This window comes from Corynebacterium sp. HMSC056F09 (assembly GCF_001815785.1).
GTDB classification, from domain to species: domain Bacteria; phylum Actinomycetota; class Actinomycetes; order Mycobacteriales; family Mycobacteriaceae; genus Corynebacterium; species Corynebacterium hiratae.
In genome coordinates this window covers 117,859-140,042 of sequence record NZ_KV821948.1, presented here as the reverse complement: position 1 = coordinate 140,042, position 22,184 = coordinate 117,859, and the positions used below count along the sequence as shown (strand labels likewise).

Below are 22,184 nucleotides of genomic sequence, written 5' to 3'. Positions count from 1 at the left end.
GCACCGAGACCCTTCGACCGCTGTGAACAGCGAGTTCGTCGCACAGCCTGTGCCACGTAAGCAAGTAGACCAGGTGTGTCAAGGACGGAAATCTTGACGCACGTTAATCCAGGTCAGGAGACCCATAGTGATTCAGCAAGAATCGCGTCTGCGCGTCGCCGACAACTCCGGTGCACGAGAGATCCTCGTCATCCGCGTTCTCGGCGGCTCCGTTCGACGTTTCGCTGGCATTGGTGACATCGTCGTCGCCACTGTCAAGGAAGCCATCCCGGGTGGCAACGTAAAGGAAGGCGACATCGTCAAGGCCGTCATCGTCCGTGCCAAGAAGGAGACCCGTCGTCCGGACGGCTCCTACATCGCATTCGATGAAAACGCCGCAGTTATTCTCAAGGGTGACAACGAGCCGCGCGGTACCCGCATCTTCGGCCCGGTTGCTCGCGAACTTCGTGACAAGCGCTTCATGAAGATCGTTTCTCTCGCACCGGAGGTGATCTAGTCTTATGAAGATTCATAAGGGCGATATGGTGATTGTTATTTCGGGCCCGGACAAGGGCGCGAAGGGCAAGGTCATCGAGGCATACCCGAAGCGCGACAAGGTCCTCGTTGAGGGCGTCAACCGCGTTAAGAAGCACGTTGCTAACTCCGCTACCGAGCGTGGCGCCGAGTCCGGCGGAATCGTTACCCAGGAAGCTCCGATCCACGTGTCCAACGTTGCGATCGTTGACTCCGAGGGCAACCCGACCCGCGTGGGCTACCGTTTCGACGAAAACGGCAAGAAGGTCCGCATCGCACGTAGCAACGGGAAGGACATCTAACATGAGCGAGAACTACACTCCGCGTCTGAAGACCCGCTACCGCGAGGAAATCAAGAAGGCTCTGAACGAAGAGTTCAAGTACGACAATGTGATGCAGATTCCGGGCGTCACCAAGGTCGTTGTCAACATGGGTGTGGGCGACGCTGCCCGCGACTCCAAGATGATCAACGGCGCTCTCGAGGACCTTACCGCTATCACCGGCCAGAAGCCGCAGGTGCGCCGCGCTAAGAAGTCCATCGCTAACTTCAAGCTCCGTGAGGGCATGCCCATCGGTGCACGCGTTACCCTGCGCGGCGACCGCATGTGGGAGTTCCTGGACCGCCTGCTGACCATCGCGCTGCCGCGTATTCGCGACTTCCGCGGTCTCTCTGACCAGCAGTTCGACGGCCACGGCAACTACACCTTCGGTCTCACCGAGCAGACCATGTTCTACGAGATCGACATCGACAAGGTGGATCGCCCGCGTGGTATGGACATCACCGTCGTGACCTCCGCTACCAACGACGAGGAGGGCCGCAAGCTCCTGCGCGAGCTCGGCTTCCCGTTCAAGTAACGTAGCGAATTCTTCCGCCTAATACATAGGTGAAGAGCATCCCCGGTACTCCGTAAGGAGGCCGGGGATTTTTGCGCTTGCATGCCTTTTGGGTCAGGACGGAGATATTGCGTTCTAGGGGCAAGGCAGAGTCATCGCTTCCTATGAGGTTCGAACAAGCGGGGAGTAAACTACTGGCGTCTGCGAACTAACGATTCCCCTGAGGTGAATGATGTCCCTGAATGATGCTTCGGCAGCCGCGGTAAAGAAAAAGGTTGCGTTGCTCGACGAGTCCTTTGGCCGGTTCGCTGTGCGCTCCACCCTGGCGGGTGTGTACCTCGCCATCGGTACGGCGTTTGCTGCGGTGATGGGGATGGGCGTCGAGAAGCATGTGGAAGGCCTGGGCTCGCTGGTCTTTGCCTGCCTGTTCGGCTTGGGCCTTTTTGCCATCGTCCTTCTTGGCGCGGAGCTGGCTACCGGCAACATGATGTACATGGTCTATGGTGCCGTGACTAAGCAGGTGGGTTGGGGCAAGGGCCTGTGGCTGCTCGTGGTGACGACGCTGTTCAACCTGGTTGGTGCCGCCTTGTTCGCTGTGGCCATGGGAATGTCCGCCAAGCTGGGCGGAATCGATCCGAACCATCTCATTGCCAACCTCGCGATGGGCAAGCTCATCAAGGGCCCCGGCGGACTGCTGGTGGAGGCCATGCTGGCCAACTTCGTGGTCAACATGGCTATCGTCGGCGCGGTCTTTGCCAAGGATGTGGTGTCCAAGTTCTTCGTCATCGTGCCGATCATCGCCTGCTTTGTGGGCCTGGGCCTGGAGCACGTTATCGCCAACTTCTGCCTGATGACCTTGACCTTCTTCTGTGCGAGCCCGCTGCCTGAGGGGTTTACTCTCGGTGCGGTCCTGGCCAACTGGTCCATCGTGTGGGTGGGAAACCTCATCGGCGGCGGCTTCCTTATTGGCGGCGTGTACGCCTGGCTTAACTCTGGCCCGGAAGCGTACCGCGATTAAGTTCGCCCGAGTAGAGGTTGAAGCGGTCGCCGCGCGCGAAGCCAACCAGCGCCATGCCGGTCTCCCGGGCGGTTTCCACGGCTAGGGAGGAGGCGGCGGAGACCGCAACGAGCATGCCGAAGCCGGCCATGGCAGCTTTGTTGACCAGCTCGAAGCTCGCCCGCGAGCTCATCACCAGGATGAGGTCGGAGGCGGGGAGCATGCCTTCCATGAGCAGGTGGCCAATGACCTTGTCGGCGGCGTTGTGCCTGCCGACGTCCTCGCGCACTACGATGGGCTCGCCGTCGAGAGTAAAGGCCCCAGCGGCGTGAATGCCGCCGGTCTTGCGGAACTGCTTCTGCTCCCGCTTCAGGGCCTCGGGCAGCGTGGCGACGACCCCCGGATCCACCGGCACCCGCGGAATCTCGTAGCGGCTCTGCTTCATGAGCGCCTCGATGGAGGAGGTGCCGCACACGCCGCAGGCAGACGTAGTAATCGTCAGCCGCAGATCGGCAAGCGTGATTGCGTGCGGGTTAGCCAGCTCCACATCGAGGAGGTTATAGGGGTTGCGCCCATCCACTGAGGCGCCAGCGCAATAGCGGGCTTCGCGGATATCACTGACCTTCTCGATGTGTCCTTCGGAATGAAGAAAACCATGTGCCAGTTCGACGTCGTGGCCTGGCGTGCGCATCGTCGTGGTCAGCGTTTGCCCCCCGATACGTATTTCCAAAGGCTCCTCGCCGGCGACGGTATCGCCGCGGGTATCGACTTGGGTGACCTGCCCGTCCTCATCGAGGCGCACCTTGGTCACCGCAAAGGTGGCGTTGACGCGCCCGCTCATCGGTTAAGGGCCTCCTTCAGTGTGGCGATATGGGCACGGGCCTCCTCGGTGTCCTTGGAAGCCAAGCCCACTAGGTACGCCGTCAGGGGAGCGGCCGGGCGCGACTGTGTATGGGCAACGTCCTTGGTCAGATCCAGCAGCTCCTTGACGAGGGCGGTGGCGTCGGTCGGGGAGACGTCGAGAAGCTCGGCGGCCTCCTGGAGCCACTGGTGGGCGGTGCGGATGGGGTCTGGCGTTTCACTCATGGCTTCTCATGCTAACGCGTTTTGGAAAACAGCATGTCAAAGGGTAGAGTAATCCGACGGACTTGCATTTTTCCTCCTCCCGCGCCGTGAAAACAGCGCAGGAGGTGCGCAAATGTGCCAAGCCGGAAGAATTGAACATATCTACTTTGTTGTAGGCCCCTCGCCGTAGATAGCGGACCGTTGTCTGTATCAAAGGGTGGCGAGCGCCTCGCGGTATTGACCGCGGGGAGCGTGAGTAGCCCGAAATCACACGGAAAACGCTTTGGTGGGCATTACGGGAACCGCAACGAGAAAGGTTACAGGTCACTCATATGACTATGACTGATCCTATTGCCGACATGCTGTCGCGCGTGCGCAACGCATCTAATGCGCACCACGACGTCGTGTCGATGCCGACCTCCAAGATCAAGGCGAACATTGCTGAGATCTTGAAGCAGGAAGGCTACATCGCTGACTACTCCGTCGAGGGCCACGAGCTGACCCTCGAGCTTAAGTACAACAACCGTGAGCGTTCCCTCTCGGGTCTGCGTCGCGTGTCTAAGCCGGGTCTGCGTGTGTACGCAAAGTCCACCGAACTGCCGCAGGTTCTGGGCGGCCTGGGCGTGGCCATCATTTCCACGTCTCAGGGTCTGCTTACCGACCGTCAGGCTCAGGAGAAGGGTGTAGGCGGAGAAGTTCTCGCCTACGTCTGGTAAGGGAGGATTGACACATGTCTCGTATCGGTCTAGCACCTATCGCCGTCCCGAAGGGCGTCGAGATCACCATCAACGGCCAGGTTGTCAACGTTAAGGGTTCCAAGGGCACCCTCGAGGTTGAGCTGCCGGAGCCGATCACCGCAGCCGTCGAGGACGACGAGATCAAGGTCTCCCGTCCGGATGACGACCGCAAGAACCGCGCCCTGCACGGTCTATCCCGCTCCCTGGTCAACAACGCCGTTGTTGGCGTGACCGAGGGCTACACCAAGAAGATGGAAATCTTCGGTGTCGGTTACCGTGTCCAGCAGAAGGGCAAGGACCTGGAGTTTTCTCTGGGCTACTCCCACCCGATCCTCATCGAGGCTCCGGAGGGCATCACCTTCGCTGTGGATGGCGCAACCAAGCTCTCCGTATCTGGTATTGACAAGCAACTGGTTGGACAGGTCGCCGCGTACATCCGCCGCCTGCGTAAGGACGATCCTTACAAGGGCAAGGGTATTCGCTACGACGGCGAGCAGGTCCGCCGCAAGGTCGGAAAGACGGGTAAGTAAGCAATGGCTAACACTGAAAACGCAAAGCGCACCCCGGTTGGCAAGGACATTTCCTCGCGTCGTCGTGAAGCACGCGCGCGCCGCCACTTCCGCATCCGTAAGACCCTCCGCGGCACCCCTGAGGCACCGCGTCTGGTCGTTCACCGCTCCTCCCGCCACATGCACGTCCAGGTCATCGACGACCTGGCCGGCCACACCCTGGCTGCCGCTTCCTCCATGGAAGCCGACGTGCGTGCACTCGAGGGCGATAAGAAGGCCAAGGCTGCCAAGGTAGGCCAGCTCATCGCTGAGCGCGCCAAGGCTGCTGGCATCGAGCAGGTCGTCTTCGACCGTGCAGGCTACAAGTACCACGGCCGCGTTGCTGCGCTGGCCGACGCCGCTCGCGAAGGTGGTCTGCAGTTCTAATGATTAAGGCATACGGAAACATCAACGGAAGGAACGCCTAATGTCGGACCGTGAACAGCGTGACGGCGGACGCTCCGCCGAGAACAACAACGACCGCAAGGGTCGCAACAACGGCCGTCGTAACGACCGCCGCAACCAGCAGGACAACGAGCGCGATAAGTACATCGAGCGCGTTGTGACCATCAACCGCGTCGCTAAGACCGTTAAGGGTGGCCGCAACATGTCCTTCACCGCTCTCGTCGTCGTTGGCGACGGCCAGGGCATGGTGGGCGTCGGCTACGGCAAGGCCAAGGAAGTCCCGGCCGCAATCCAGAAGGGTGCAGAAGAGGCTCGCAAGAACTTCTTCCGCGTCCCGATGATTGCTGGCACCATTACCCACCCGGTTGAGGGTCGCGACGCAGCTGGCATCGTCATGATGAAGCCGGCCGCTCCGGGTACCGGTGTCATCGCCGGCGGTGCTGCTCGTCCGGTGCTTGAGTGCGCTGGCGTGCAGGACATTCTGTCGAAGTCCCTGGGCTCCGACAACGCTCTCAACGTCGTCCGCGCTACCGTGGACGGCCTCAAGCAGCTGGTTCGTCCGGAGGAAGTTGCCGCACGTCGTGGCAAGTCCCTCGAGGACGTCGCACCGGCCCAGATGCTGCGCAAGCGCGCAGGTCAGGAGGCATAAGCAATGGCTCTGAAGATTACTCAGGTAAAGGGCCTTGTGGGCACCAAGCCGAACCACCGCGCAAACATGGAGTCGCTTGGTCTCAAGCGCATCGGTCACTCTGTAGTTAAGCAGGACACCCCGATCATCCGCGGTATGGTTCACAAGGTGCGTCACCTGGTCACCGTCGAAGAAGTGGCAGGGGAGTAAACTATGGCTGATATCATCAAGCTCCACGACCTGCGCCCGGCCGCAGGCTCCAATAAGCCCAAGACCCGCGTCGGCCGCGGTGAGGCATCCAAGGGTAAGACCGCTGGTCGCGGTACCAAGGGCACCGGTGCTCGTAAGCAGGTTTCCGCTGCTTTCGAGGGTGGCCAGATGCCGATCCATATGCGTCTGCCGAAGCTCAAGGGCTTCAAGAACCCGAACCACGTTGAGTACCAGGTAGTCAACGTTGCTGACCTCGCAGAGGCTTTCGCTAACGGTGGCGACGTCACCGTTGCGGACATCGTCGCTGCTGGCCTGGTTCGCAAGAACCAGCCGGTCAAGGTTCTGGGCAACGGCGACATCAACGTTAAGTTGAACGTCACCGCTGACAAGTTCTCCAAGTCTGCTGTCGAGAAGATCGAGGCTGCTGGCGGCACCGCCACCGCAACCAAGTAATTCTCTTACAGGCTCTGTGAGAGCCACTGCCCTCCCGGGCGCCACCTTTCGGTGGCCTTCGGGAGGGCTTCTGGCGTTTTTGGTCCTGGCCTAGGACACAAAGGGTATTAGTACCATTTGAAAGGCACCTTATGGCTTCAGTGTTATGCGATGACCTGGGGATTTACCCAGCGAGCCCCGCAAAAGGCATTAGTACCTTTTGAGGGGAACCTTATGGTCCAGATGTTATGCGATGACCAGGGCTTTGGCTGCGGGAGGCCCGCAAAAGGCATCTCTCAAAAGGTATTAATGCCTTTTGAGAGGAACCTTATGGTGAGAAATTTATGCGGGCCTAGTTGGTTGCATAAGGCGCGGCGGTGATGCTGAGGCACAGTATGCCGTGGTGATGCTGAGGCACAGTATGCCGTGGTGATGCTGAGGCACAGCGTGCGGTGGGGCCGTTAGGCGTCGTTGACCGTCTTCTCGTAGAGGCCCGGGAAGCGATCATCAGGGTCGGTCACGGCCTTGATGCGCTCCGGCAGGTCGCCGCCGTAGAGCTCGGCAAATTCTTCGGGGGAGTAGAAGGCCTCTGAGTACAGGGATTTATGTCCGCCGAGTTCGCTGACCTTGGCCTCGATGACGCGGTTGAAGGCGCCATTGCCAGGGGCCGAGGGATCGACGTGATTGCCCTCCACGCCGGACCAAAAACCGACGTTGATCCAGGTCTGTCCTGGGCGCAGGGGGTAGAGCGGCCACGGGGCCGGGGAATCAGCGGCAAGCGAGCCGGTGCCGATGAGGTCCTCGACGCCCTCGCGCAGCCGAATCGGACAGAGCCACACCGGTTGGATGTCGGAGGCTTGGAAGAACCAATCCAAGAATTTCGGCAGATTGTCCGGTGTGACTTCGATGTCCTGGACCACGCGCTCGCCGCGGGGCAGACCCTTCGGCTTCTTGATGAAGTTGTACTCCAGCTCGTACTTGCGGTCTAAGCGCACGAGCTTCCAGTAGAAGGAACTGCGGCGCAGCTGTCGCGGCCACACCTCGCGCACGCGCGGATTCTGCGCGCCGAACGCGCGGGAGCACCAGAACCAATCCGTATCCCAGCGCCAGATATAGTCGCGCACCGTGAGGCGGTCGCGGCGGATCCCGCTCTGGTGCTGGAGGCTGCGATAAAAGATTTTCTCCCGCGTGTAATCCGAGGTTGGCCCTTCCTCATCCGTAAAACGGGTCATGACGAGGTATGACTCCTCCGGTGAGAAGACCACGCCATCGAGACCGTGGACCTCGACGTCGTCGTAGGTGCGGGTGAGGGAGACGTCGTCAAGCGCGTGCGTGAGTGAGTTGAAGTCGTTGAAGCGCACCTGACGCAGCTCCACGTAGGGCTTGACCGCGCGCAGCTCAATCTTGAGGCGCACCGCATAGCCTAGAGAGCCGTAGGAGTTGGGGAAGAGGCGGAAGAGATCGACGTTCTCCTCGCGCGAGCACGTCACAATATCCCCGGTGCCGGTCAGGATATCCATCTCCAGGACGGATTCGTGGGGAAGGCCGTCGCGGAAGCTCGTGGACTCGACTCCCATGCCCGTCACCGCACCGCCGAGCGTAATGGTCTTGAGCTGCGGCACCACGAAGGGCATGAGCCCGTGCGGCAAGGTGGCGTCGACAAGGTCCTCGTAGGTGCACATGCCCTGGACCTCGGCGGTCTGCACAATCGGATCGACCTCAATGACCCCACCCAGGCCGGACACATCGAGGCCCGCCTGCTGCTCGCTGCGCCCGCGGAAGAGGTTCGAGGTCTTCTTCGCCAAACGTACGCGCTTATCCTTCGGCACCGCGTGGAAGCTACGCAGGAGCTTGTCGACGCCCTCCTCATGCGCCTTCCAGCCCACCGGCGGGACTTCGATTGCGTCGACGCTGCGATGATTGCGGATGAGATCGATCAACATAGAACTCCTTCAAGATTTAGAAGCGCGAATCTTCCCACCAGCGGCGCTCGGGCACGCCGGCGCGGGAGCCAGCATCGCCCAGTTTGACGCCCAAGAAGTGGTACAGGTTGATGATGTTGTGCTCGAAGCCCCACTCGGAGCCGGCCATGTAGATGGCCCACAGGCGGGCAGTGGGAAGGCCCACCAGCGAGCAGGCCTCCTCCCAGTTCTCCTTGAGGTTTTCGCACCAATCATGCAGCGTGCGCATGTAGTCGAAGCGGAGGGATTCCGTGTGGACGACTTCGAAGCCGGCATCCTGCATGCACTTGGTAATGGTGCCGGAGCCGGAGAGCTCGCCATCGGGGAAGATGTAGCGGTCGATGAATCCGCCCTTCGGCGTCTTGTGGTTATCCGGGTAGGTGATGCAGTGGTTGAGCATGAGGCCGCCCGGCTTGAGCTTGCCGTGGAGGAAGCTGAAGAAGTCCGGGTAGTTCTTGACCCCGATGTGCTCGAGCAACCCGATGGCGGAGATGGCGTCGAAGCCTTCCTCGGTGACGTCGCGGTAATCCAGGAAGCGGACTTCCGCGAGGTCTTCTAGGCCCTCTTCCTTGATCTTGGCCTGGCCCCACTCTGCCTGTTCCTTGGAGAGGGTGACTCCCAAGGACTTTACGCCGCGCTTGGCGGCGTAGCGCACCATGCCGCCCCAGCCGCAGCCGACGTCCAAGTGGCGGTCGCCTTCCTTGAGCCGCAGCTTGTCGAAGATGAGGCGGTACTTGTTTTCTTGGGCCTCGTCGAGCGTGGCGTCAGGGGAGGGGTAGTAGGCGCAGGTGTACGTCATCGAGTCGCCGAGGAAGAGCTCGTAAAAGTCGTTGCCCACGTCATAGTGATCGGAGATGACTTCCGCGTCGCGCTCCTTGGAGTGTTTGGATAGACCCTCGTGGAGCTTGCGGCGCAGCCACGAGGCGCGCTCGACATCCGGGACCGGCTGGATTTGAAAAGCACCCATCGAAGCCAAGGAACGCGCGACGCGGGCAAGGGTTTTCGCGTCCGGGCGGGAGAGCTTGTCATACATTGCGTGCAGCGCGTCGAAGATGCCGTAGGGGTGCGCCGGGTGTTCCCCCTCGACGGTGATTCCGTCGGTGACGTAGGCGCGGGCGAAGCCTACATCGCCCGGGTGTGTGGCGATGTAGGCCAGGCCCTGCAGGTTATTGATTCTGACGGTGAACTGCGCGTCGGCTGGGCCGGTTGCGGAACCGTCGAAAGCTTCCCAGTGGAAGGGGTTGGGGCTGGGAACGAAGGTATCGATGATCTCAGCCACGGTCATTGGGGAGAATCGCTTACTCATAAAACTACATACTACTTTCGGATTAAGGTTAGGCAGACAGAAGACGGCCTTGCTCTGAGGCGCCCCGGGGCGCCGCTTGAGAGGTCGAAAAGACGTAGAAATGTTGTAAGGACATTGCCTTAGGGCAACGCGGTCCATGGTAGACCTCATGCGTCGATGGCGCTAAGGGGGAAACTAATCCGAGAAGGATAAGCCTGGTTTTCGCGGCGCCAATGTGGCGAAAGGGGGCGGGGCTGGTAGGGTAATGGGGTCAAAACTGTCCAACCGTTCCTATGAAGGACCTTAAGAAGGTTCTTAACTTTTGGGAACAGATGAGATCCACCCCCGTGCGCGGCGAATTCGAACCGCACAGCAAGCGCGGTAGGCCAGGAGGATTGAGTAGTGTCCGCCATTTTGCAGGCTTTCAAAGATGCCGACCTGCGGAAGAAAATCATCTTCACGCTCGTGATGATTATTCTCTACCGTGTTGGCGCGCAGATCCCGTCGCCGGGCGTTGATTACGCCACCATCGCCGGCCGCCTTCGTGACCTCACGGAGGAGTCCGGAAACCTGTACTCGGTGATCAACCTGTTCTCCGGTGGTGCGCTGCTGCAGCTGTCGATCTTCGCCATCGGCATCATGCCGTACATTACGGCGTCCATTATCGTGCAGCTGCTCACCGTGGTTATTCCGCACTTCGAGCAGTTGAAGAAGGAGGGCCAGTCCGGTCAGGCGAAGATGACGCAGTACACGCGTTACCTCACCCTCGCGCTGGCCCTGCTGCAGTCCGCGGGCATCGTGGCCTTGGCGGACCGCGAGCAGCTCCTGGGCCAGGGCGTGCGCGTCTTGGCGGAGGACCGTAACTTCTTCACCCTCGTCGTGCTCGTTATCACCATGACCTCTGGTGCGATCCTGGTGATGTGGATGGGTGAGCTGATTACGGAGAAGGGAATCGGCAACGGCATGTCGCTGCTGATTTTCGCCGGTATTGCTACCCGCCTTCCTACCGACGGCGTCAACATCTTCCAGAACAATGGTGGTCTGGTCTTCGCCATGGTTCTCACGGGTCTCATCGTTCTCGTCGCGGGTATTACCTTCATCGAGCAGGGGCAGCGCCGTATCCCGGTGCAGTACGCCAAGCGCATGGTGGGCCGCCGCCAGTACGGTGGCTCTTCCACCTACTTGCCGCTGAAGGTCAACCAGGCTGGTGTTATCCCGGTCATCTTCGCCTCCTCGCTGATCTACATGCCGGTGCTCATCACCCAGATTGTCAACTCCGGCTCCCCGGGTGTCTCCGATAACTGGTGGCAGCGCAACGTCATCGCCCACCTGCAATCGCCGAGCTCCTGGCAGTACATCGTCCTCTACTTTGTGCTCACTATCTTCTTCTCCTACTTCTACGTATCGGTTCAGTACGACCCTGCGGAACAAGCCGACAACATGAAGAAGTATGGTGGATTCATCCCGGGTATCCGCCCGGGCCGACCGACCGCCGAGTACCTAGGCTTCGTGATGAACCGCCTGCTGTTCGTCGGTTCGATCTACCTCGCGGTTATCGCCGTCCTTCCGAATATCCTTCTGGATCTCGGAGTGGGCACTGCAGGTGCCAGCGGCACCTCTGCCTTCGGTGGTACCGCCATCCTCATTATGGTCTCGGTTGCCCTGACCACGGTCAAGCAAATCGAGTCCCAGCTTCTACAATCCAACTACGAAGGACTGCTTAAGTAATGCGTTACGTACTCCTTGGCCCTCCCGGTGCCGGCAAGGGCACCCAAGCCGCCCTCCTCAGCGAGAAGCTCGGCGTTCCGCACATCTCCACCGGTGACCTCTTCCGCGCCAACATTGGTGAGGGCACCCCGCTTGGTGTAGAAGCCAAGTCCTACATCGACGCCGGCAAGCTGGTGCCGACTGACGTCACCGCCCGCATGGTAGAGGACCGCCTTAACCAGGATGACGCCAAGGAAGGTTTCCTCCTTGACGGCTTCCCGCGCACCGTGGAGCAGGCCGACATCCTGGCGAAGCTCCTTGACGACAAGGGCCTCAAGCTGGATGGCGTGTTGAACTTTGAGGTGTCCGAGGACGTCGTCGTCGAGCGCATGCTCGCCCGCGGTCGTGCAGACGACACCGAGGAGACCATCCGCACCCGCCTGGGCGTGTACCGCGAGGAGACCTTCCCGCTTATTGAGCACTACGGCGATGCCATCATCTCCGTGAAGGCTGAGGGTTCCGTTGAGGAGATCAACGAGCGCACCCTGAAGGCCATGGGCAAGTAATCTGCCTTTTAAGCCATGGCTTTTCGACGACGCACTAAAACCATCCCCGCCCGCACCCCAGGCGAGCTCGATGCCATGCAGGCGGCCGGCGAGATCGTCGGCCGCGCCCTGCAGGCGGTACGCGCTGCCGCAGCGGTGGGCGTGAGCACTCTGGAACTCGATGAGGTGGCCGAGCAGACCATCCGCGATGCCGGTGCCGTGCCCACCTTCAAAGGCTACGGCGGGTTCCCGGGGTCCATCTGCGCTTCCGTCAACGACGTCATCGTCCACGGCATCCCCAGCAAGGAAGTGCTGCTGGCTGAGGGGGACCTTGTTTCCATCGACTGCGGTGCCACTCTCGACGGCTGGGTGGGGGATAGTGCGTGGACGTTTGGCGTCGGTAAGCCCAGCGCCGAAGCGCAGGCGCTGAGCGACGCCACCGAATGGGTCCTCTACGAGGGCCTCAAGGCGATGGTTCCGGGCAACCGGCTGACCGACGTCTCCGCTGCCCTCGAGCAGGCGACTTACCGCGCCGAGGATAAATTCGGCGTCGAGCTCTTTATCGTCGATGGCTACGGCGGCCACGGCATCGGCCGAGAGATGCACGAGGAGCCCTACCTGGCCAACGAAGGCAAGGCAGGGCGCGGTCCCCTCATCCAGGAAGGTTCCGTGTTGGCCATCGAGCCGATGCTGACCCTGGGTACTGAGGACAGCGAGGTCTTAGAGGATGACTGGACCGTGGTAACCCTCGATGGCTCGTGGTCGGCGCACTGGGAGCACACCGTCGCGGCGACGGAGAATGGTCCCCGAATCCTGACCCCGCGCTACTAAAACACGTCTTTCGGGTAGGAAATCATGGTCGGAAGGTTTATACTTCTTGCCATGTCTAAAATTCGCTCCCGCGCTGGTGCTCGCTCCCTACGCCGAGCCACCGCAATCGGCCTTCTGACCGCTACTCTCTCGGTCGCCCCGGCCGCACATGCACAGACGGTCCCCTCTATTGATTCCCTGTCCTCCAACGTCCAGTCCCAGCTTGATGAGTTCGCTGGCCAGACCCGTGAGAACGCGTGGGCTAGCCGCAACCAAATGCTGGAAGCGCTGCAGAATGTTAACCCGCAGGCAGTCGATGCTCTTCGCCCAGTAATCGATGGCGCTATTGAGCTCGTCTTCCCGGGCCTCATCGAGCAGAAGAACGCGGAGATCCGCGCAGCCCGCGAAGCTGAAGAGCGCGCCCACGCTGAGCAGATTGCTCGCGAGAAGGCCGCCGCTGAGGAAGCCGCGCGCAAGGCTGAGGCTGAGCGTCAGGCGCAGCGCTTCGATGTTGGCCCGTGCCCGGCAGATGCGCGTATCTGCGTGGACCGCGATGGCCGCCGTACCTGGCTGCAGGACGGCAACGGCAACGTCACCTACGTTGCGCAGGGCATGTCCACCGGTAAGCCGGGTGAGGAAACCCCGGCCGGCACGTACTACATCAACCGTAAGGTGAAGGACGAGATCTCGTGGGAATTCGGTAACGCACCGATGCCTTACGCAATGTACTTCACGAACAACGGCCACGCCTTCCACGAGGGCTCCCCGGCCTACCAGTCCAATGGCTGCGTGCGCCTGACCCACCAGGATGCCGTGCGCTACTGGAATGATGTGCCGATGGGCTCCAAGGTCTTCATCTACTAGGACGTAGCGGTGGGCAAGCCACCGCTAGACACCATTTGCCTCCCGCGCTTTAGTGCGACGGGAGGTTTCTGTATTTGGAAAACCCGTTCTCGCAGCGTATGCTTTAGTGCTGGTGTCTGTACGCAGCCGGATTGGCTGCTGAGGACACCAGGCAGTAGACACCAAACATGCAGGTGGAGGCGTCGCCAAGCGTGGCGAAAAGAACTCCATCAGAAAAGTAGAGGTTATGGCTAAGGAAGGCGCAATCGAGGTTGAGGGTCGCATCGTCGAACCCCTGCCCAACGCAATGTTCCGCGTCGAGCTCGACAACGGGCACAAGGTTCTTGCCCACATCTCGGGCAAGATGCGTCAGCACTACATCCGCATCCTCCCGGAGGATCGCGTTGTTGTGGAGCTGTCTCCTTATGACCTGACCCGCGGACGCATCGTCTACCGCTACAAGTAAAGACTGTAAGCCTCCTCACCCACGGGACGCGCCCTAGGTGCGTCCTTTTCTACCTCAGGCTGCGATGGCCTGAGCCCACGCTGCTAAGCATGCCCACAGTTTCCCCGGCACGGCCCGGGGCGAAGCGTATGCGTGGCGGGGGACGGATGAGGAGAAAACCATCGTAACAACCCGAAAGGACTAGCCATATGGCACGTCTAGCTGGTGTTGACCTCCCGCGCAACAAGCGCATGGAGGTTGCTCTCACCTACATCTACGGCATCGGGCCTTCCCGTGCCAAGGAACTGCTGGAAAAGACCGGCATTTCTCCCGACCTGCGCACCGACAACCTCGACGACGATCAGCTGTCGGCGCTGCGTGACGTCATTGAAGCTACCTGGAAGGTAGAGGGTGACCTCCGCCGCCAGGTTCAGGCTGACATCCGTCGCAAGATTGAAATCGGTTGCTACCAGGGCATCCGCCACCGCCGTGGTCTGCCCGTTCGTGGTCAGCGCACCAAGACCAACGCTCGTACGCGCAAGGGTCCGAAGAAGACGATCGCAGGAAAGAAGAAGTAAAACATGCCACCCAAGACTCGTTCCGGCGCGCGCCGTGGTGGTCGTCGCGTCGTAAAGAAGAACGTGGCCGCTGGCCACGCATACATCAAGTCCACCTTCAACAACACCATCGTGTCCATCACGGACCCGCACGGTGCTGTCATCTCCTGGGCATCCTCCGGCCACGTCGGCTTCAAGGGTTCCCGTAAGTCCACCCCGTTCGCAGCGCAGATGGCTGCTGAGAACGCGGCCCGCAAGGCCATGGACCACGGTATGAAGAAGGTTGACGTTTTCGTCAAGGGTCCGGGCTCCGGCCGCGAGACCGCCATCCGTTCCCTGCAGGCTGCAGGCCTCGAGGTTTCCTCGATCACGGATGCCACCCCACAGCCGCACAACGGCTGCCGTCCGACCAAGCGCCGCAAGGTTTAAGGGAAAGGAAGAGGTAAGAAAATGGCTCGTTATACTGGCCCCGCTACCCGCGTATCCCGCCGTCTGCGCGTCGACCTGGTCGGCGGCGACATGGCATTTGAGCGTCGCCCGTACCCTCCGGGACAGGCTGGCCGCAACCGCATCAAGGAATCTGAGTACCTGCTGCAGCTCCAGGAGAAGCAGAAGGCCAAGTACACCTACGGTGTGCTGGAGCGTCAGTTCCGCCGCTACTACGCCGAGGCTAACCGTCTCCCGGGCAAGACCGGTGACAACCTCGTCGTTCTGCTCGAGTCCCGTCTCGACAACGTGATCTACCGCGCAGGTCTGGCCAACACCCGCCGCCAGGCTCGCCAGCTTGTCTCCCACGGTCACTTCACCGTGAACGGCAAGAAGATCAACGTTCCGTCCTTCCGCGTTACGCAGTATGACATCATCGATGTTCGTGAGCGTTCCCAGAAGATGGAATGGTTCGAAGAGGCTCAGGACCGCCTGGTTGACGCCAACGTTCCGGCGTGGCTGCAGGTCGTTCCGGACACCCTGCGCATCCTCGTGCACCAGCTGCCCGAGCGCGCTCAGATCGACGTTCCGCTGCAGGAGCAGCTCATCGTCGAGCTTTACTCGAAGTAATCCTTCGACACTTTCATCTTTACCCCTTCTACCGGCGTCAAATAGCGGGCGCCGACAAGGAGAAACTCCATGCTTATTTCCCAGCGTCCTCAGCTCACCGAGGAATTCATCGACTCGTCTCGCTCTAAGTTCGTTATCGAGCCGCTCGAGCCGGGCTTCGGTTACACCCTCGGTAACTCGCTTCGTCGCACGCTGCTTTCGTCCATCCCGGGCGCGGCAGTAACCTCCATCAAGATTGACGGTGTGCTCCACGAGTTCACCACCATCAATGGTGTGAAGGAAGACGTTTCCGAAATCATCCTTAACGTCAAGGGTCTGGTTCTGTCTTCCGACTCCGACGAGCCGGTGGTCATGTACCTGAGCAAGGAAGGCCCGGGTGAGGTCACTGCAGGCGATATCCAGCCGCCGGCCGGCGTGGAGATCCACAACTCGGATCTGCACATCGCATCGCTGAATGAGTCCGCCAAGCTGGAGATGGAACTCGTCGTCGAGCGCGGCCGTGGCTACGTCCCGGCTGCCGCCACCTCGGGAGAAATCGGCCGCATTCCGGTCGACCAGATTTACTCCCCGGTGCTGAACGTCTCTTACAAGGTCGAAGCTACTCGTGTTGAGCAGCGCACTGACTTTGACAAGCTGATCATCGACGTCGAGACTAAGAACTCGATTTCCGCACGCGACGCCCTGGCTTCCGCCGGCGGCACCCTGGTCGAGCTCTTCGGCCTGGCTCGCGAGCTGAACACCGCTGCTGAGGGCATTGAGATTGGCCCGTCCCCGCAGGAGACGGAGTACATCGCCGCCTACAGCATGCCGATCGAGGATCTGAACTTCTCCGTCCGCTCCTACAACTGCCTGAAGCGCCAGGAGATCCACACCGTCGGTGAGCTCGCTGAGTGCACCGAATCGGACCTGCTGGATATCCGCAACTTCGGTCAGAAGTCGATCAACGAGGTAAAGATCAAGCTGGCTAACCTGGGCTTGGCCCTCAAGGACACCCCTGAGGACTTCGACCCGACCCAGCTCGAAGGCTACGACGCAGAGACCGGCGACTTCAAGGACCCGGCTTCCGACGATTCCGAGTAAAGAATTCCACTGAATCGTGACGGCGCGGCAACCGCGCCCCGTCGCGCGCTCAATTAATCCGCACACGAGGAGTACATAATGCCTACCCCCAAGAAGGGTCCGCGTCTCGGCGGCTCCGCTAGCCAGCAGAAGCACCTGCTGAGCAACATGGCAGCGAGCCTGTTCGAGCACGGCGCAATCAAGACCACCGACGCTAAGGCGAAGCTGCTTCGCCCTTACGCTGAGAAGATCATCACCAAGGCGAAGGCCGGCACCGTTGCTGACCGTCGCGCAGTTCTCAAGCTCATCCCGCACAAGGATGTTGTTGCCTACCTCTTCGACGAGCTGGCACCGAAGTTCGAGAACCGTGAGGGTGGCTACACCCGCATCATCAAGCTGGACAACCGCTCCGGCGACAACGCTCCGATGTCCCAGATCTCCCTCGTTCTCGAGGAGACCGTGACCTCCGAGGCAAACCGCGCTACTCGCGCTGCTGCTTCCAAGCAGGCTGAGGAAGCTAAGGCTGAAGAGGCTGAGGCTGAGTCCGCTGAGGCTACCGAGGCTGAGGCTGAGGCTGAGGAGACCACCGAGGAGAAGTAATTCTTCTGAGGTCTAGGCAAGGCCCGCGCTCACCACTGCGGTGGGGCGCGGGCCTTTGTCGTTTTCTCCGCGCCACGGCGCAGAGAGGGGAGCCGTGCTCTGGATGAAGTACCGTTTTAACAAATAAGGGTCCAAGAATTGCACTTTTCAGGCCACTATTTGTTAAAACGGACCATCGACGTAGTCCCCACGGCAGATCGAGCGCACGGTATCATCAACCCCCATGAGTGAAAGCGTTCGCCTGCGACTGGACTTGGCCTATGACGGCACTGACTTCCACGGGTGGGCCCGTCAAAAGGACGACCTTCGCACGGTGCAGCAGACCATCGAGGAGAAGCTGGCCATGGTCTTGCGCCACCCGGTGGAGCTCACGGTGGCTGGGCGCACCGACGCGGGCGTGCATGCCAGCGGTCAGGTGGCGCACTTTGACACCACCCACGCCGCACTAAGTCAGCGCAGCATTGATGGCGATCCCGCCAAACTGGTCCGGCGCTTGGCCAAGCTGCTGCCGGTCGACGTCCGCGTGCACGCCTGCACCGAGGTGTCGCACGATTTCGACGCACGTTTTTCCGCCCTGCGCCGCCATTACGTCTACCGCATCACCACTCATCCGCGCGGCGCGCTGCCGACCCGCGCTCGGGACACCGCAACGTGGCTCAAGCCGGTGGACCTGGACCTAATGCAGGCCGCCGCCGACCAGTTGGTGGGTCTCAACGATTTCGTGGCCTTCTGCAAGGCCAAGCCGCACGCCACTACCATCCGCGAGTTGCTCGCCTTCGAGTGGCAGGACGTGTCGACGCCCGCAGAACCGCAGCTCTATGAGGCACACGTTAGCGCCGATGCCTTCTGTTGGTCCATGGTGCGCTGCCTCGTGGGATGCTGTCTGCGGGTAGGCGAAGGTTCCCGAGAGGTGGAGTTCGCGGCCCAGATGCTTCAGGAAACCAGCAGATCCTCCCAGATTCCCCTCGCCCCGGCCGCGGGGCTGAGCCTGGTTGGCGTGGACTATCCCGACGCAGACCAATTGGCTGCGCGCGCGAAGATGACCCGCAGCCGTCGTGCTGCGGAGGACACGGAGTTGGGTTAATCTAGACCCCACTGCACCAGGGAGGGTGGTGCACTGATTCGGGGAGGATTCTCATGGCACGCGCGTTGCCTACTACCAAGGCCCAGGTATCGGGCCACAAGTTCTTGTTGCGCCGGCTCGAGCACGGCCTAGTTTTCGGCGATATCAGGATGATCCATGATCCGCTGAAACGGCGCCGGCGCGCACTGCTCGGTGGAGTAGCCGCAGTCGCATTCCTTAGCCTCGGTTCGGGGCTCATTGCGTGGATGCAACCGGATCCGCAACCCGGGGATGCGCCCGTGGTCCGCTCTGCGGAGGGACAGCTTTTAGCACTGGTCAATGGCACCTACCACCCGGTGGCTAACCTGGCGTCGGCCCGGCTCATTGCCAACGAAGCGGTGGAGCCACATGCGGCCGGGGATAGCTTTCTAGACCAGATAAGCTTAGGCACACCGCTGGGGATTGCCGATGCCCCGGACCTCCTTGCCGCTGCGACAGGGGAGGAGCCAAGCTGGTCAGCCTGCCTGGAGGAATCCACCCAAGGGGAGAACTGGCAGTCCAGCAGTCGCGTCGGCACCGTGACCGTGGTGGCGCACCACGCCGTTCCCGGGTTCGACGAAGAGCATGCCGCCGTGGCGGAATCCGAGGGCACGCAGTGGTTGCTCACCGGCCAAGGGCGCGTCGTGTTGCCCGAGGCCACGAGCACGCAAGGCAGGGTACTGCGCCGCGCCTTGGGGATGACCGCGGAGACGGCGGTGTGGAGCGTGCCCGCGGAGTTACTCAATGCCTTCGCCGAACTGGAGCCGCTGAGTTTCCCAGCCGCGCCACCAGAGATTCTGGATACCGGCGAACAGCTGTGGGCGCGAACGGAGCAGGGCGTTTTCGCCATCACTCCCACCCAGGCGGAGATGCTCGTCGGCATGGGCGCGCAGCGTTTGCCGGCACAGTCGCAGGAGGTAGCCGCGCTTGGCGACGTCCCACCGACCTTCAACCTCCCGGCTACCCGCATGGACTTCCTGTCTCCTGAGCAGGGCTGGTTGTGCGCGACGCACCAGCATGGAGCCGGTATGACGCGCCCGGTGTCAGCCACCGTGGACTTGCCGGGTGATTCGGCGGCGCAGCGTTTCGCCGGTCTGCGGGCGGGCGTGGGCGTAGACAGCGGGCATGGTTATCACGTGGTCTCTGCCACCGGCAGGCGCCACGAGCTGGCTAGCGCCGGGGAGCTAAACGCGCTGGGCCTGGGGGAACCGGAGCAGGTGCCGTGGGAGATTCTGCGTCTGCTGCCGGAAGGTTCTGCCTTGAGCCGCGCGGAGGCCTTAAAGAATGAGCACTGATAACAGCCACGAGGACGAGGAACCCCAGGGCCCCGAGGAGTAGGCGCACCATAGGCCAGCCTTGGGCGGCCGGTGCTGTCAGTGGTGTCACCGCAAAGGAACGCTCCTCGCGGGTTTCGGCCGCAGGACGAAAGGTCACCGCGGTGAGGGGATCGACCACCCCGTGGCCGGGCTCGGCGGAATCGATGACGCGTTGGCGCAGCTGCGCCGGGGACTCGTCGGGGTAGCGCTGCACCAGCAGAGCGAGCGTTCCGCTGACCAGGGGCGCGGCGAAAGACGTGCCTTGAAAGAGGGTATCCCCCTTGGCACTGGCCCAGCCGCCGCCGGGTTCCAAGGCGAGTGGTACGTTGCCCTCTGCGCTGAGAGGTGCAGCGATGGAGTAATCCGCAAGGTCGTACGGGGTGGCTAGGGCGCCAACCGCGAGGACAGTATCCGCCACGGCGGGGAAGACCACATCACCTTGTTCACAGCCACCGGATGTCGCGTTTCCCGACGCCGCCACCACCACCGCCCCAGCGTCCTCCGCGCGCTGCAGCGCTGCGTCCAAGCCCGATCGATCCACCCGTGAGGCGGCATCCGGCGGGACGCAGGACACGACGGAGACGTTGATGACCTGAGCTCCCGCGTTCACGGCATCCTCGATGGCAGCAGCCAGGCTGGCCAGCGTTCCGGAACCGTGGTCTTCCTCCGCTGAACCATCGGCCCCTGCCGAGTTATCCGGCGCCGGTTGCCTGAAATGCGAACTGGTTTGCCGGATGGCGTAGATTTCCGCATCCGGGGCCACGCCGAGCTCTCTTCCTGCGATGACCCCGGCCACCACCGTGCCGTGCAGGTCACAGTCTCGCAGCGGGTCGGGCTCGTCTGGGGTTACGAAGTCCGCTCCCGGTGTCACGCGCAGCTGGGGGTGCGCGGCCACTCCGGTGTCGATGACCGCGACCTTCACCCCGGCACCCGTGGCAAAAGAATGCAGCCGCGCGCGATAGTCCGAGTATTGCGCGGAAGGCTGCGGCCCTGCCGCGGCGAGGGTAGCCTCCGCGCACGCGGTGTCTGGCTCGCGGGCAGCAGCTACCGGCCCGGGCAACACACAGGACCCCCACGCCAGACCAGCGCCAAGAGCAGCGCTGGCGGCGCCGATTCTAATTAGAGCTATCATGAGCCCAGCCCCCTAATGAACTCGAAGAGCCCAGCCAGGTGTGCGGCGAGCGGCAAACACGCAGCCAGTGCGAGGGCTTCGGCGCGCTCGAACCACACGATGGTGGTCGGCTCAATCTGCCGTAGCTTGCCTGCCCACACCGGTACTGACAGCATGGCCACAACGATGAGCCCCGCGACGACGCTGAGCACCCATGTTTCCGTGGTTGGCGCAGAAAGCCGCTGCCACTCGTGTAGTGGCACAGCCACCGAGGCACTAGCAGCGGCGAGGCCATAGATTCCCAGTGCCCACGCAGCAATGGGCCGGGCATGGCGTGCTGCATGCACGATGACCCCGCCAGCGATACTTACACATAGCGCTTGGGAGGCCCCCTGGGTTGCCGCCGCGTTGGCGTTCAATGCGACGAGGAGCAGGGCAGGGGCACCCGCCACCGCGCAGCCCACCGCGATGCCCTCGTAGGCCTGCCCGGCGCGCCGGGCAGCGAGCGCGTTATCGGTGGGTACCTCGTCCGAGATGCTTAAGTCTTGCCCGGCGGTGGGAAGCTGCGGCACGCGCAAACCCGCCAGCCGCGTGGTCAGCAGGGGAGCGCCCGCCAACAGGCCCACGGTGGCGGCGAGGAGCGGGGCGGGGCCGAGGAGGCCGACGAGCACGAGCAGGCACCACGTCGCGGCAGTAGCCCGGTCCCGCAGCCCGCCGATGCGTACCAGGTGGGAGAGCACCGCCGTCGCACCGACGGCGGTCGCGGCCCCCACGACGGGTGCCGCCGACACCGCGGTACCTGCAGGTCCAGCGACAAATGCTGCGCCAGTGGCTAACCCGCCCGCCAGCCCCGCGGCGACGTGCGCGGTGGCGAGCAGAGATCCTCGCCGCGTCCATACCGCAAGAACGAGGGCGAGGAGTGCAGTGGCGGCGCAGCCGACCGTGGGGGACAGTGTTGCGGCAAGGAGCCCACCGCCGGCGATAAGGCCCGCCACACCCCACAGCCCAGCCAGGCCAGAAAGCTGCGTGGCGGAGACATCGGCGGCTAATGCTTCCGCGGCGTCGCGCACGATGGGTGCCGGCGCCGGTGCATCCGGGCTAAGCACCAGCACGGAGCCTTCTTCTACGCTGGTGCGATCCAGTGGCGTGGTCATCGATATGGTCTTGCCCGCCGCGGTAGTGGCGCGCCACAGGATGGGTGCTGGGGGAACGTCGACAAGCACGAGCAGCTCCCCCAGCACCTCCCCGAGACTGGAAGAAAGCGGCAGTGAGATATCCGCTTCTTTGCGGGTCTGGCCTGCGTGGATACGGACGGTGACGCGGACAGAATGCGCGAGTGCGCGAGTCATGGAAAATACCTCCCCCGAGAAAAATTTCTGGGCAACCCCTTGCCCATTGCCTCACATTGTGGCTTACTG

The 22,184-nt window shown here is 62.0% G+C and carries 27 protein-coding genes and 1 pseudogene; 22 read left to right on the top strand and 6 right to left on the bottom strand.

Annotated features, from left to right (window positions below):
- The first annotated feature begins 127 nt into the window (after positions 1 to 127).
- The 4 genes from rplN to HMPREF3056_RS09590 all read left to right on the top strand — a co-directional run bounded on the left by rplN (position 128) and on the right by HMPREF3056_RS09590 (position 2,365).
- The gene (rplN, locus tag HMPREF3056_RS09605; RefSeq protein WP_070527799.1) at positions 128 to 496 is read left to right on the top strand and encodes a 50S ribosomal protein L14; all 369 of its coding nucleotides are present in this window, start codon (positions 128 to 130) and stop codon (positions 494 to 496) included.
- A 4-nt stretch (positions 497 to 500) separates the two neighbouring features.
- Positions 501 to 815 (top strand): 50S ribosomal protein L24, encoded by a 315-nt coding sequence (gene rplX, locus HMPREF3056_RS09600; protein ID WP_005527724.1) that lies wholly within the window; start codon positions 501 to 503, stop codon positions 813 to 815.
- A gap of 1 nt (position 816) precedes the next feature.
- Positions 817 to 1,368 carry a 50S ribosomal protein L5 gene (rplE, locus tag HMPREF3056_RS09595; RefSeq protein WP_046648471.1) on the top strand — a complete coding sequence of 184 codons (552 nt, stop codon included), beginning with the start codon at positions 817 to 819 and terminating at the stop codon, positions 1,366 to 1,368.
- A gap of 211 nt (positions 1,369 to 1,579) precedes the next feature.
- Complete coding sequence (locus HMPREF3056_RS09590) at positions 1,580 to 2,365, top strand: formate/nitrite transporter family protein (RefSeq protein WP_070754651.1); 786 nt, start codon at positions 1,580 to 1,582, stop codon at positions 2,363 to 2,365.
- Here the strand turns inward: HMPREF3056_RS09590 and fdhD are convergent.
- A complete protein-coding gene (gene fdhD / locus HMPREF3056_RS09585; protein WP_070754650.1) occupies positions 2,334 to 3,185 on the bottom strand; it encodes a formate dehydrogenase accessory sulfurtransferase FdhD in 852 nt (283 codons plus the stop codon). The two genes, HMPREF3056_RS09590 and fdhD, sit on opposite strands and share 32 nt — an antisense overlap.
- Complete coding sequence (locus HMPREF3056_RS09580; protein ID WP_070754649.1) at positions 3,182 to 3,430, bottom strand: DUF6457 domain-containing protein; 249 nt, start codon at positions 3,428 to 3,430, stop codon at positions 3,182 to 3,184. The genes fdhD and HMPREF3056_RS09580 overlap by 4 nt, the downstream gene beginning before the upstream one ends.
- A gap of 311 nt (positions 3,431 to 3,741) precedes the next feature.
- Here HMPREF3056_RS09580 and rpsH point away from each other — a divergent pair, with 311 nt between their 5' ends.
- Genes rpsH through rplO form a run of 6 tightly spaced genes read left to right on the top strand, consistent with a single transcriptional unit; the run spans position 3,742 to position 6,390 of the window.
- Positions 3,742 to 4,125, top strand: a complete 384-nt coding sequence (gene rpsH / locus HMPREF3056_RS09575) for a 30S ribosomal protein S8 (protein WP_049157329.1) — start codon at positions 3,742 to 3,744, stop codon at positions 4,123 to 4,125.
- 14 nt (positions 4,126 to 4,139) lie between these two features.
- The gene (gene rplF, locus HMPREF3056_RS09570) at positions 4,140 to 4,676 is read left to right on the top strand and encodes a 50S ribosomal protein L6 (protein WP_049157327.1); all 537 of its coding nucleotides are present in this window, start codon (positions 4,140 to 4,142) and stop codon (positions 4,674 to 4,676) included.
- 3 nt (positions 4,677 to 4,679) lie between these two features.
- The gene (gene rplR, locus HMPREF3056_RS09565) at positions 4,680 to 5,081 is read left to right on the top strand and encodes a 50S ribosomal protein L18 (RefSeq protein ID WP_046648465.1); all 402 of its coding nucleotides are present in this window, start codon (positions 4,680 to 4,682) and stop codon (positions 5,079 to 5,081) included.
- A 40-nt stretch (positions 5,082 to 5,121) separates the two neighbouring features.
- Positions 5,122 to 5,748: a 30S ribosomal protein S5 gene (rpsE, locus tag HMPREF3056_RS09560; RefSeq protein ID WP_046648464.1), complete on the top strand. Its 627-nt coding sequence runs from the start codon at positions 5,122 to 5,124 to the stop codon at positions 5,746 to 5,748.
- Positions 5,749 to 5,751: 3 nt separating this feature from the next.
- The gene (gene rpmD, locus HMPREF3056_RS09555; RefSeq protein ID WP_010189565.1) at positions 5,752 to 5,937 is read left to right on the top strand and encodes a 50S ribosomal protein L30; all 186 of its coding nucleotides are present in this window, start codon (positions 5,752 to 5,754) and stop codon (positions 5,935 to 5,937) included.
- A gap of 3 nt (positions 5,938 to 5,940) precedes the next feature.
- Positions 5,941 to 6,390, top strand: a complete 450-nt coding sequence (gene rplO / locus HMPREF3056_RS09550) for a 50S ribosomal protein L15 (RefSeq protein WP_070511323.1) — start codon at positions 5,941 to 5,943, stop codon at positions 6,388 to 6,390.
- Positions 6,391 to 6,830: 440 nt separating this feature from the next.
- Here the strand turns inward: rplO and HMPREF3056_RS09545 are convergent, their stop codons facing one another.
- The gene (locus HMPREF3056_RS09545; protein WP_070754648.1) at positions 6,831 to 8,312 is read right to left on the bottom strand and encodes an FAD-binding oxidoreductase; all 1,482 of its coding nucleotides are present in this window, start codon (positions 8,310 to 8,312) and stop codon (positions 6,831 to 6,833) included.
- Positions 8,313 to 8,328: 16 nt separating this feature from the next.
- The gene (locus HMPREF3056_RS09540) at positions 8,329 to 9,636 is read right to left on the bottom strand and encodes a class I SAM-dependent methyltransferase (protein WP_070754647.1); all 1,308 of its coding nucleotides are present in this window, start codon (positions 9,634 to 9,636) and stop codon (positions 8,329 to 8,331) included.
- 381 nt (positions 9,637 to 10,017) lie between these two features.
- On the opposite strand from HMPREF3056_RS09540, the gene secY reads away from it, so the two are divergent.
- From secY to eccB, 12 genes are all read left to right on the top strand, one after another.
- Positions 10,018 to 11,343 (top strand): preprotein translocase subunit SecY, encoded by a 1,326-nt coding sequence (gene secY, locus HMPREF3056_RS09535; RefSeq protein WP_070754646.1) that lies wholly within the window; start codon positions 10,018 to 10,020, stop codon positions 11,341 to 11,343.
- Positions 11,343 to 11,888, top strand: coding sequence for an adenylate kinase (locus HMPREF3056_RS09530; protein WP_046648459.1), 546 nt, complete (start codon positions 11,343 to 11,345; stop codon positions 11,886 to 11,888). The genes secY and HMPREF3056_RS09530 overlap by 1 nt, the downstream gene beginning before the upstream one ends.
- Before the next feature lie 15 nt (positions 11,889 to 11,903).
- Complete coding sequence (gene map, locus HMPREF3056_RS09525; protein ID WP_070754645.1) at positions 11,904 to 12,698, top strand: type I methionyl aminopeptidase; 795 nt, start codon at positions 11,904 to 11,906, stop codon at positions 12,696 to 12,698.
- Between the two features lie 51 nt (positions 12,699 to 12,749).
- The gene (locus tag HMPREF3056_RS09520) at positions 12,750 to 13,541 is read left to right on the top strand and encodes a L,D-transpeptidase (protein WP_070511331.1); all 792 of its coding nucleotides are present in this window, start codon (positions 12,750 to 12,752) and stop codon (positions 13,539 to 13,541) included.
- 226 nt (positions 13,542 to 13,767) lie between these two features.
- Entirely contained in the window at positions 13,768 to 13,986 is a 219-nt protein-coding gene (gene infA, locus HMPREF3056_RS09515; protein ID WP_003854422.1) for a translation initiation factor IF-1, read from the top strand.
- A gap of 188 nt (positions 13,987 to 14,174) precedes the next feature.
- The gene (gene rpsM, locus HMPREF3056_RS09510) at positions 14,175 to 14,543 is read left to right on the top strand and encodes a 30S ribosomal protein S13 (protein WP_039673764.1); all 369 of its coding nucleotides are present in this window, start codon (positions 14,175 to 14,177) and stop codon (positions 14,541 to 14,543) included.
- 3 nt (positions 14,544 to 14,546) lie between these two features.
- Positions 14,547 to 14,951: a 30S ribosomal protein S11 gene (rpsK, locus tag HMPREF3056_RS09505; RefSeq protein ID WP_010189540.1), complete on the top strand. Its 405-nt coding sequence runs from the start codon at positions 14,547 to 14,549 to the stop codon at positions 14,949 to 14,951.
- A 21-nt stretch (positions 14,952 to 14,972) separates the two neighbouring features.
- Positions 14,973 to 15,578: a 30S ribosomal protein S4 gene (rpsD, locus tag HMPREF3056_RS09500; RefSeq protein WP_010189536.1), complete on the top strand. Its 606-nt coding sequence runs from the start codon at positions 14,973 to 14,975 to the stop codon at positions 15,576 to 15,578.
- Between the two features lie 69 nt (positions 15,579 to 15,647).
- Positions 15,648 to 16,658 carry a DNA-directed RNA polymerase subunit alpha gene (locus HMPREF3056_RS09495; RefSeq protein ID WP_070754644.1) on the top strand — a complete coding sequence of 337 codons (1,011 nt, stop codon included), beginning with the start codon at positions 15,648 to 15,650 and terminating at the stop codon, positions 16,656 to 16,658.
- Positions 16,659 to 16,736: 78 nt separating this feature from the next.
- The gene (gene rplQ / locus HMPREF3056_RS09490; protein WP_046648456.1) at positions 16,737 to 17,237 is read left to right on the top strand and encodes a 50S ribosomal protein L17; all 501 of its coding nucleotides are present in this window, start codon (positions 16,737 to 16,739) and stop codon (positions 17,235 to 17,237) included.
- Between the two features lie 223 nt (positions 17,238 to 17,460).
- Positions 17,461 to 18,321 (top strand): tRNA pseudouridine(38-40) synthase TruA, encoded by an 861-nt coding sequence (gene truA, locus HMPREF3056_RS09485; protein ID WP_070754643.1) that lies wholly within the window; start codon positions 17,461 to 17,463, stop codon positions 18,319 to 18,321.
- A 53-nt stretch (positions 18,322 to 18,374) separates the two neighbouring features.
- Complete coding sequence (gene eccB, locus HMPREF3056_RS09480) at positions 18,375 to 19,634, top strand: type VII secretion protein EccB (protein WP_070545917.1); 1,260 nt, start codon at positions 18,375 to 18,377, stop codon at positions 19,632 to 19,634.
- A gap of 184 nt (positions 19,635 to 19,818) precedes the next feature.
- On the opposite strand, the pseudogene HMPREF3056_RS13105 reads toward eccB, so the two are convergent.
- Both HMPREF3056_RS13105 and eccD read right to left on the bottom strand, forming a co-directional pair.
- Positions 19,819 to 20,787: pseudogene (locus HMPREF3056_RS13105) on the bottom strand (S8 family serine peptidase); the annotation flags it as partial.
- Positions 20,784 to 22,115 (bottom strand): type VII secretion integral membrane protein EccD, encoded by a 1,332-nt coding sequence (eccD, locus tag HMPREF3056_RS09475; RefSeq protein ID WP_070754642.1) that lies wholly within the window; start codon positions 22,113 to 22,115, stop codon positions 20,784 to 20,786. The pseudogene HMPREF3056_RS13105 and the gene eccD, both read right to left, overlap by 4 nt.
- Between the last annotated feature and the right edge of the window lie 69 nt (positions 22,116 to 22,184).